Raw genomic sequence first — 8,830 nt, forward strand, 5'->3', positions numbered from 1 at the left:
AGCCCGGCGCGGGCTTCCAGCCCGTTCCGCTGCGCACGCCCAGGCCCACGGAGCCCGCCGACATCGTCGAGGCCGACAACTCGAAGGAGGATCCGTGGATCTCCGGCGACTCGACCCCCGCGATGCCGTACAGCCGCACCGGCGCCATCGCCACGGTCACGGCCGGCGCCGCGTCGCAGGGCCCGGCCCAGACGGCCGGCGACAACGGTCGCCGGCGATCGGAGTCCGCGTCATCGGGGCCCGCCGCGGCCACCCTGGACGATCTGTTCACCGGCGCCTCCTCCACGGACGATCTCGGCGACGTGCCCCCCGCGCGCAACAAGCGCCGGCGGCGCATCGGCGGGTGGATCGCGCTCGGAGTGGTTCTGGTCATCCTCGGCGGAATGGCCGGTGGCGCCTGGTACGTGTGGACGACGTACGAAGAGCAGATCCGCGAAGTCATGGGCTGGGAGGAGCCCAAGGACTACGAGGAGGGCATGGCGAACGGCGAGACGCACATCACGGTCGCATCGGGCGACACCGGTGCGCCGATCTCGCAGAAGCTCTACGACGCGGGCGTGACCAAGACCCCCGACGCGTTCTACGACTACCTCATCCAGACCGGCCAGAACCCGCCGTTCGTCCCGGGAGTGTTCAGGCTTCAGAACCAGATGACCTCGGAGGCGGCGCTGGCGGCGCTGCTGGATCCCGCCACCAGGATGGAGAACACCGTCCTCCTGCGCGAGGGGCTCACCGTCGAACAGTCGCTGCCGATCCTCGCCGAGGGGCTGGGAATCCCGCTCGCGGACTTCGAAGCAGCCGTCGCCGATCCGTCGGTCTACGGAGTACAGGCGGACAGCCTGGAAGGATGGCTCTTCCCCGCCACCTATCCCTTCGAACCCGGCGTCGCCGCGCAGGACGTGATCGCGAGGCTCGTCGAGCAGACCCGGACGCAGCTCGCGCGGGCGGGGGTTCCGGCCGGCGACGAGCACCGCATCCTGACGGAAGCCTCGATCATCCAGCGCGAGGTGCGGTTCGAGGACGAGATGAAGAAGGTCGCGCGGGTCATCGAGAACCGCCTCGATCCGAGCAATCAGGAGACCTTCGGCCTGCTGCAGATGGACTCGACCGCTCAGTACGGCGCAGGCGAGGTCGGGGTGGCGGCGAGCACGACCGAAGCGGCGCAGCACGACCCGAACCCGTGGAACACGTACGTGCACCCGGGCCTTCCGATCGGGCCGATCTCCAACCCCGGGTTCGCGGCCATCGATGCGGCGATGAATCCGGCCGACGGACCGTGGCTGTACTTCGTCACCGTGAACATGAACACCGGCGAGACCGTCTTCACCGAGACGTACAGGGAGCACCTGACGTACGTCGAGCAGATGCAGCAGTGGTGCGCCGACAACCCGGGCTCGGGGTGCTGAACCCCGGCGCCGCGCGGCTGGAGGTGTGGGGCGACCCGATCTCCCACAGTCGGTCTCCGCAGCTGCACGCGGCAGCGTACGCGGTGCTCGGTCTTCCGTGGGAGTACGGGCGGCGTGAGGTGCCGAAGGCGTCGTTCGAGGCGGAGCTGGCGAGCCTGGACGACGCGTGGCGCGGACTGTCGCTCACGATGCCGCTGAAAAGCGCCGCCTTCGCCGCCGCGGCGGTGCGCGACCGTCGCTCGCAGCTGACCGGCGCCGCCAACACCCTCCTGCTCGATGCCGACGGACACCGCGGATTCAACACCGACGTCGGAGGGATCGTCAGAGCCCTGGCCGACGAAGGCATCGTCGGGGCTCCCACCGGCCGGATCGTCGGTGCCGGGGCCACCGCGACGTCGGCGCTCGTCGCCCTCGCCGAGCTCGGCACGCACCTCGTGGAAGTGGTCGCACGCCGCCCCGGGGCCGTCGAGCCCCTGAAGGCGCTGGGGGAGCGGCTCGGCGTGGACGTGGTCGCGGCATCGTTCGCGGCATCCCGCCACGCGGATGTCCCTCTCACGATCGCGACCCTCCCGGGGGACGCCCAGATCGAGGATGCCGCCGCCGACGCGCTGGCGAACTCCGGGGGACTGCTCCTCGACGTCGTCTACGGCCACTGGCCCACCGCTCTGTCGGAGGCATGGGAGCGCGCGGGCGGCCGGGCGCGGTCGGGACTCGGGATGCTTCTGCACCAGGCAGTGCTCCAGGTCCGGATCTTCGTGACCGGAGACCCCGACGCACCGCTCGCGGGCGAGGACGCCGTCCTCGCCGCGATGCGCGCCGCCGTCGCACCCGCGGCGTAACGCCCCCCGGGCACGTGGGAGACTGGAGCAATGCTCCGCGTGCTCACGGCCGGCGAATCCCACGGCCCCGAACTCGTCGCCGTCATGGAGGGCCTCCCTGCGGGCGTGCCCGTGTCGGGTGCCGCCATCCAGGCGGACCTGGAACGCCGCAAGCTCGGTTACGGACGCGGTTCCCGCATGAAGTTCGAACAGGATGAGCTCACCATCTCGGCCGGCGTCCGCCACGGACTGACGCTCGGGAGCCCGATCGCGCTGCGCATCGGCAACACCGAATGGCCCAAGTGGGTCGAGGTGATGAGCGCCGAGCCGGTGGAACTCACGGAGAAGTCCCGTGGCCGCGGTGCCGCCCTCACGCGTCCGCGCCCCGGCCACGCCGACCTCGTCGGCATGCAGAAGTACGGGTTCGACGAGGCCCGGCCGATCCTCGAGCGCGCGAGCGCGCGTGAGACCGCCGCCCGCGTCGCGCTCGGCGCACTGGCGCGTTCGTTCCTGGGCGAGCTCGGCATCCGGCTGGTGAGCCACACGCTCTCGATCGGGCCGGTGCAGGTGCCCTCGGGTTCGGCGCTGCCGACCCCTGACGACGTCGACGCGCTCGACGCGGACCCGCTGCGCTGCTTCGACCCCCCGACGAGCGAGGCGATGGTGGCCGAGGTCGACGCGGCCCGCAAGGACGGCGACACGCTGGGCGGCATCGTCGAGGTGCTGGCCTACGGACTGCCGCCGGGGCTCGGCTCCCACGTGCACTGGGATCGGCGCCTGGACGGCAAGCTGGCACAGGCGCTCATGAGCATCCAGGCGATCAAGGGCGTCGAGGTCGGCGACGGGTTCGAGACGACCCGCCGCCGCGGCTCGCAGGCCCATGACGAGCTCTTCACCGCGTCCGACGGGATCACGCGCTCGAGCGACAAGGCGGGCGGCACCGAGGGCGGCATGGCGACCGGCACGGTGCTGCGGGTGCGCGCCGGCATGAAGCCGATCGCGACCGTGCCACGGGCGCTGCGCACGGTCGACGTCGCGAGCGGCGACGCGGCTTCTGCCCACCACCAGCGCTCGGACGTGTGCGCGGTCCCCGCCGCGGGCGTGGTCGCCGAGGCGATGGTCGCCATCGTGCTCACCGACGTGGTGCTCGAGAAGTTCGGGGGCGACAGCGTCGCCGAGACCCGCCGCAACGTCCAGTCGTATCTCGCCGCGATCCCGGCGTCCCTGCGCACTGCGCGGGAGAGCGACGCGGACCTCGCCGAGCATGACCTCGCCCTCTGACGCCGTCGTCCTGATCGGCCCGATGGGGGCCGGCAAGACGAGCATCGGCAAGAAGGCCGCGCGCGCCCTCGGCGTGCCGTTCTTCGACACCGACATCGCCATCGTCCGCGACCATGGGCCGATCGAGCAGCTCTTCGCCGACCAGGGCGAGGATCACTTCCGCGCCCTGGAACGGAAGGCCGTGGTCCAGGGACTCTCCCGAGGCGGCATCGTGTCGCTCGGCGGCGGTGCGGTGCTGCACCCCGACACGCAGGCCGACCTGGCCGCGCATCGTGTGATCCTGCTCACGGTGGCGCCGAAGGTCGTCGCCGGTCGCGTGCGGGACTCGAACCGGCCCCTGCTGCAGGGCGAGGACGCCATGGCGCGGTGGCACGCGATCCTGGAGGAGCGCATGCCGCTCTATCGCTCGCTCGCCGATGCGACGTTCGACACGTCGAGCGGCCCGCTGCAGCACGTCGTGGATGCGATCGTGGACTGGGTCCGCGACGAGCCGCGCCACACCGTCTCGGAGGAGGCATGATGACCGACGTCACGACCATCACGGTGAGCGCCGACGCGAGCTACGACATCACGGTGGGACGCGGCATCCTGTCGTCCCTCGGCGAAGCCCTCCCGCCCGCTGCGCGCAAGGTGCTGGTGATCCACCCGCCGACCCTCGCCGAGCAGGCCGAGCGTCTGCGCGCGCAGCTGGTCGGCGATCGCGAGGTGCTGCTCGCCGAGATCCCCGACGCCGAAGCCGGGAAGCGGATCGAAGTCGCCGCCTTCTGCTGGCAGGTGATGGGCAAGGCCGATTTCACGCGCACGGACGCGGTGGTGGGATTCGGCGGCGGAGCCGTCACCGACCTCGCCGGGTTCGTCGCGGCCACCTGGCTGCGCGGTGTCGAGGTCGTCCAGGTGCCGACGACCGTGCTCGGCATGGTCGATGCGGCCGTGGGCGGCAAGACCGGCGTCAACACCGCCGAGGGCAAGAACCTCGTGGGGGCGTTCTGGACGCCGCGAGCGGTCGTCTGCGATCTCGACCTGCTGGACTCGCTGTCGCGCAACGAGCGCGTCGCGGGGTACGCCGAGGTCGTCAAGGCGGGATTCATCTGGGCGCCCGAGATCCTCGACCTCGTCGAGGCCGATGCCGAGGCGGCGATCGATCCGCACGGCGACGCGTTCCGGCGCACGATCGAGCTCGCGATCGACATGAAGGCGCGCGTCGTGGGGGAGGACCTCCGCGAAGCGGGGCTGCGCGAGATCCTCAACTACGGTCACACGCTCGGGCACGCGATCGAGCACGCCGAGCGCTACCGCTGGCGGCACGGCGCGGCGATCTCGGTGGGCATGGTGTTCGCCGCGGAACTGTCGCGCCTCGCGGGGCGGCTCCCGGATGCCGCGGCACAGCGCCATCGCGACATCCTCGAGTCGCTCGGCCTGCCGACGAGCTACCGTCCCGGCGCGTGGCCGCAGCTGCTGGCGACGATGCAGCGCGACAAGAAGAGCCGCGGCGGCATGCTGCGCTTCATCGTCCTCGACGACATCGCCAAGCCCACGGTGCTGCGGGCCCCCGACGAGTCGCTGCTCTTCGCCGCGTACCAGGAGGTCGGCGGCTGACGCGGCGGCGCCGCCATTCGATGCAGGCCGCGTGATGGCCCGGCGCGACCGCCACTGCGATACTGACGTCGCGCACGCGTGTGCGCCCGTCGGACGGAGCATCGCATGAGCAGCACCACGACCGCCCCCGCGCGCAGCGGCATCATCCTGGCGTCGCTCATCCTCGTCGCCGCCGTGGCGAACCTGCCGATGTCGGTGGCGAACGTCGCACTGCCCGACATCGGCAAGGCGTTCGATGCGTCGCAGACCGAGCTCAACCTCGTCGCCGTGGGGTACTCGCTGGGGCTCGCCGCCTCGGTGCTGTGGCTCGGGGCCGTCGGCGACCGCTACGGACGCAAGATGATGCTGGTCATCGGCGTCGCGCTGTCGCTTCCGGCGGCGCTCCTCGCCGCGTTCGCCCCGTCGATCACCGTGCTGATCATCGCGCGCATCGTCGGCGGGATCGCCGCGGGCATGGCGTACCCGACGACGCTCGCGCTCATCACGGCACTGTGGTCGGGTCCGCGGCGCACGCGCTCCATCGCGCTGTGGTCGGCGATCGGGGGTGCCATCTCGGCGCTGGGGCCCCTCATCTCGGGCATGATGCTGACCTCGCTGCCGTGGGGATCGGTGTTCCTCGTCACGGTGCCCCTCATCGTCGTCGCCTTCTTCATGGTGCTGAAGTTCGTGCCGAGCCACGTGAACGAATCGTCCGATCCCGTCGACAACCTCGGCGGAATCCTGTCGCTCCTGCTCGTCGGCGCACTGATCCTGGCGATCAACTTCGCGGCGGTCCCCGGCGCAGGAACGCTCGTGCTGGGGCTGACGATCATCGGCGTCGCCGCGCTCGTCGGATTCCTCATCCGCCAGCGACGCGCCCGCAACCCGCTGTACGACCTCAGGATCGCGTCGCGGCCGATCTTCTGGGTGGCCGCGTGCGCCGGCATCGTCGTCTTCGGCGCGCTCATGGGCGCGATGTTCATCGGGCAGCAGTATCTGCAGAACGTCCTCGGCTACTCCACGATCCAGTCGGGGTTCGCGATCCTGCCCGCGGCGGTCTTCATGATCCTGCTCGCCCCGCGCTCGGCGAAGCTCGTCGAGGCGCGCGGCGCGCGGTTCACGCTGCTGCTCGGGTACGCGGCCGTGCTGCTCGGCTTCGTCACGATGCTGCTGCTGTGGCGCGAGGATGCCCCGTACTGGGTGGTCGGCCTCGGCTATGCGTTCGTCGGCGCGGGCGTGGGGCTCGCGGGCACGCCCGCATCGCACTCGCTCACCGGCGCGGTGCCGGTGAGGCGCGCGGGCATGGCCTCCGGGACGGCCGACCTGCAGCGGGACCTCGGCGGCGCGATCATGCAGTCCGTCCTCGGCGCGCTCCTCACGGCCGGATATGCGGCATCCGTCAACGCCCTCATCGCCGGCGCACCCGACGCGGACGAGATCACGTCGTCAGTGCAGAGCCAGCTCACCAAGTCGTTCGCGAGCGCCTCGAACATCGCCGAGCAGTACCCGCAGTACTCCGATGCGATCGTGCAGGCGGCGAAGGAATCGTTCGAGCAGGGCCAGGCCTGGGCCTACCTGGCCGGCATCGTCGCGGTGGTGCTGGGCGCGGCGCTGGTGGCATGGAAGTTCCCGAATGCGAAGCGTGAGCGCGAGCTGCTGGCCGAGTACGCCGCGGAAGACGGGGCCGGCGAGCCACAGACAGACGCGCCGCAGTCGGCGTGACGCTGCGGCTCTCATCCGTCGGGGACGGCACCGCTAGGGTGGGCGCGTGACCACGCCCCGCCGTCTCCTCCTCGTCAACGGTCCGAACCTCAACCTGCTGGGCACCCGCGAGCCCGCGGTCTACGGCAGCGACACGCTCGCCGACGTCGAGCGGATCGCGACGGATGCCGCCGCGGCGCACGGCTTCGACCTCCGGGGCGTGCAGAGCAACCACGAGGGCGTGCTCATCGACGCCATCCACGAGGCGCGCGCCGACTGCGCAGGGATCGTCATCAATCCCGCCGGCCTCACGCACACCTCCGTCGTGCTGCGCGATGCGCTGTCGGGCGTCGGGCTCCCGGTCGCCGAGGTGCACATCTCGAACATCTCAGAGCGCGAGCCCTTCCGTCATCACTCGTACGTCGCCGAGGTCGCCGCGGTCCACGTCGTGGGCGAGGGCGTCCGCGGCTACGCCACGGCCGTCGATCGGCTCATCGCCGTCATCACCGGCGGCACGGACGGCTGACGCGGCGCCGGATCGGGCATCCCGTAGAATCGAACGTCGGCATCCGGGCGCGTCCTCGCCGCACCCGCTCACGACCCGACCGCACACGACGAGCTCAGCGCACAGCCGGGCAGAACGGACTTCACTCCTCATGGCATCCACCGCAGACATCAAGAACGGCGTCGTCCTCAGCATCGACGGCCAGCTCTGGAGCGTCGTGGAGTTCCAGCACGTCAAGCCGGGCAAGGGCGGCGCATTCGTCCGCACCAAGCTGAAGAACGTCATGACGGGCAAGGTGGTCGACAAGACCTACAACGCCGGCGCCAAGATCGACATCGAGAACGTCGACCGCCGCGACTTCACGTACCTGTACAGCGACGGCGACGGTTTCGTGTTCATGGACACGAGCGACTACGACCAGATCACCGTCGCGGCCGCGACCGTCGGCGATGCGAAGAACTTCCTCCTCGAGAACCAGCAGGTCACGATCGCCCTCAACAACGGCAACCCGCTGTACGTCGACCTGCCCGCCTCGGTCGTGCTCGAGATCACCTACACCGAGCCGGGTCTGCAGGGCGACCGCTCCTCGGCGGGCACGAAGCCCGCCACGGTCGAGACCGGCTACGAGATCCAGGTGCCGCTGTTCCTCGAGACGGGCACCAAGGTCAAGGTCGACACGCGCACCGGCGACTACCTCGGCCGTGTCAGCTGACGCGGCGTCGTCTCACCGATGAGTGCCCGTACCAAGGCGCGCAAGCGCGCTCTCGACATCCTGTTCCAAGCCGACGTGCGCGGCGACGAGGTCGCCACGATCCTCGCCGCTGAGGCGAAGCGGGCGGCGAGCGAGCCGGCGCGCGAGGCGTCGTGGCTCTACGCGCGCGAGATCGTCGACGGCGTGATCGACAACCGCGAGGCGATCGACGAGCAGATCACCACGTTCGCCAAGGACTGGTCTCTCGCCCGCATGCCGGCCGTCGACCGGGCCCTGCTGCGGCTGGCCGCGTGGGAGATCCTCTACAACGACGAGGTGCCGACGGCGGTCGCGATCGACGAGGCGGTCGAGCTCGCGAAGGAGTTCTCGACCGACGACTCGCCGTCGTTCGTGCACGGCGTGCTGGCGCGCATCGCCCGCTCGTCCTGAGACGGGGCGGGGACTGTCGGCGCCGCTTGCGAGGATGGATGCCGTGACCCCTCCGTTCGTCGACGTCGCGCACATCCGCCGGCTCGCCGACGACGGCGCCTACACGCGCGGAGCGGCCTATTTCGCGGACGGCGCCGTGCTCCAGGTCACGTGGGATCCGGCGTCCTCGGTCATCGAGTCGCTCGTCGCGGGCAGCGGCGAGCGGAACTACCGCTGCCGCATCCGCCTCGACCCGCATCGCCCCGAACGCCTCATCGCGGCGACGTCCTGCACGTGTCCGCTGCAGTTTGATTGCAAGCACGCCGTCGCGACCCTTCTCGCCGCCAACCGCCTGGCCGAGAGCACCCCAGCGCCTGCGGCGTCCTGGCGGAGCGTGCTCGCGTCAACGGACGCCGCGCCCCGG

At 70.9% G+C, this 8,830-nt stretch carries 10 protein-coding genes; all 10 read left to right on the forward strand.

Features of this window, described 5'->3' with window-relative positions; translation table 11 throughout:
* Positions 1 to 1,406: endolytic transglycosylase MltG (gene mltG / locus EIO58_RS08215; protein ID WP_342447970.1), on the forward strand; the 1,406-nt coding region annotated here is incomplete at its 5' end.
* Complete coding sequence (locus EIO58_RS08220; protein ID WP_127819118.1) at positions 1,373 to 2,245, forward strand: shikimate dehydrogenase; 873 nt, start codon at positions 1,373 to 1,375, stop codon at positions 2,243 to 2,245. The genes mltG and EIO58_RS08220, both read left to right, overlap by 34 nt.
* Positions 2,246 to 2,275: 30 nt before the next feature.
* Positions 2,276 to 3,505, forward strand: a complete 1,230-nt coding sequence (gene aroC, locus EIO58_RS08225; RefSeq protein ID WP_127819119.1) for a chorismate synthase — start codon at positions 2,276 to 2,278, stop codon at positions 3,503 to 3,505.
* Complete coding sequence (locus EIO58_RS08230) at positions 3,489 to 4,025, forward strand: shikimate kinase (RefSeq protein ID WP_127819120.1); 537 nt, start codon at positions 3,489 to 3,491, stop codon at positions 4,023 to 4,025. The genes aroC and EIO58_RS08230 overlap by 17 nt, the downstream gene beginning before the upstream one ends.
* Complete coding sequence (gene aroB, locus EIO58_RS08235) at positions 4,025 to 5,101, forward strand: 3-dehydroquinate synthase (RefSeq protein WP_127819121.1); 1,077 nt, start codon at positions 4,025 to 4,027, stop codon at positions 5,099 to 5,101. Before EIO58_RS08230 ends, aroB begins: the two co-directional genes overlap by 1 nt.
* Positions 5,102 to 5,206: 105 nt before the next feature.
* A complete protein-coding gene (locus tag EIO58_RS08240) occupies positions 5,207 to 6,802 on the forward strand; it encodes an MFS transporter (protein ID WP_127819122.1) in 1,596 nt (531 codons plus the stop codon).
* Positions 6,803 to 6,848: 46 nt separating this feature from the next.
* Positions 6,849 to 7,307, forward strand: a complete 459-nt coding sequence (gene aroQ / locus EIO58_RS08245; protein ID WP_127819123.1) for a type II 3-dehydroquinate dehydratase — start codon at positions 6,849 to 6,851, stop codon at positions 7,305 to 7,307.
* 130 nt (positions 7,308 to 7,437) lie between these two features.
* The gene (gene efp / locus EIO58_RS08250) at positions 7,438 to 7,998 is read left to right on the forward strand and encodes an elongation factor P (RefSeq protein WP_127819124.1); all 561 of its coding nucleotides are present in this window, start codon (positions 7,438 to 7,440) and stop codon (positions 7,996 to 7,998) included.
* 18 nt (positions 7,999 to 8,016) lie between these two features.
* The gene (gene nusB / locus EIO58_RS08255) at positions 8,017 to 8,427 is read left to right on the forward strand and encodes a transcription antitermination factor NusB (RefSeq protein ID WP_127819125.1); all 411 of its coding nucleotides are present in this window, start codon (positions 8,017 to 8,019) and stop codon (positions 8,425 to 8,427) included.
* A 34-nt stretch (positions 8,428 to 8,461) separates the two neighbouring features.
* Positions 8,462 to 8,830 (forward strand): SWIM zinc finger family protein (locus EIO58_RS08260; RefSeq protein ID WP_205789184.1); only part of this gene is annotated, 369 nt, incomplete at its 3' end.

It is taken from the genome of Microbacterium sp. CPCC 204701, assembly GCF_004010105.1.
Classification (GTDB): Bacteria; Actinomycetota; Actinomycetes; order Actinomycetales; family Microbacteriaceae; genus Microbacterium.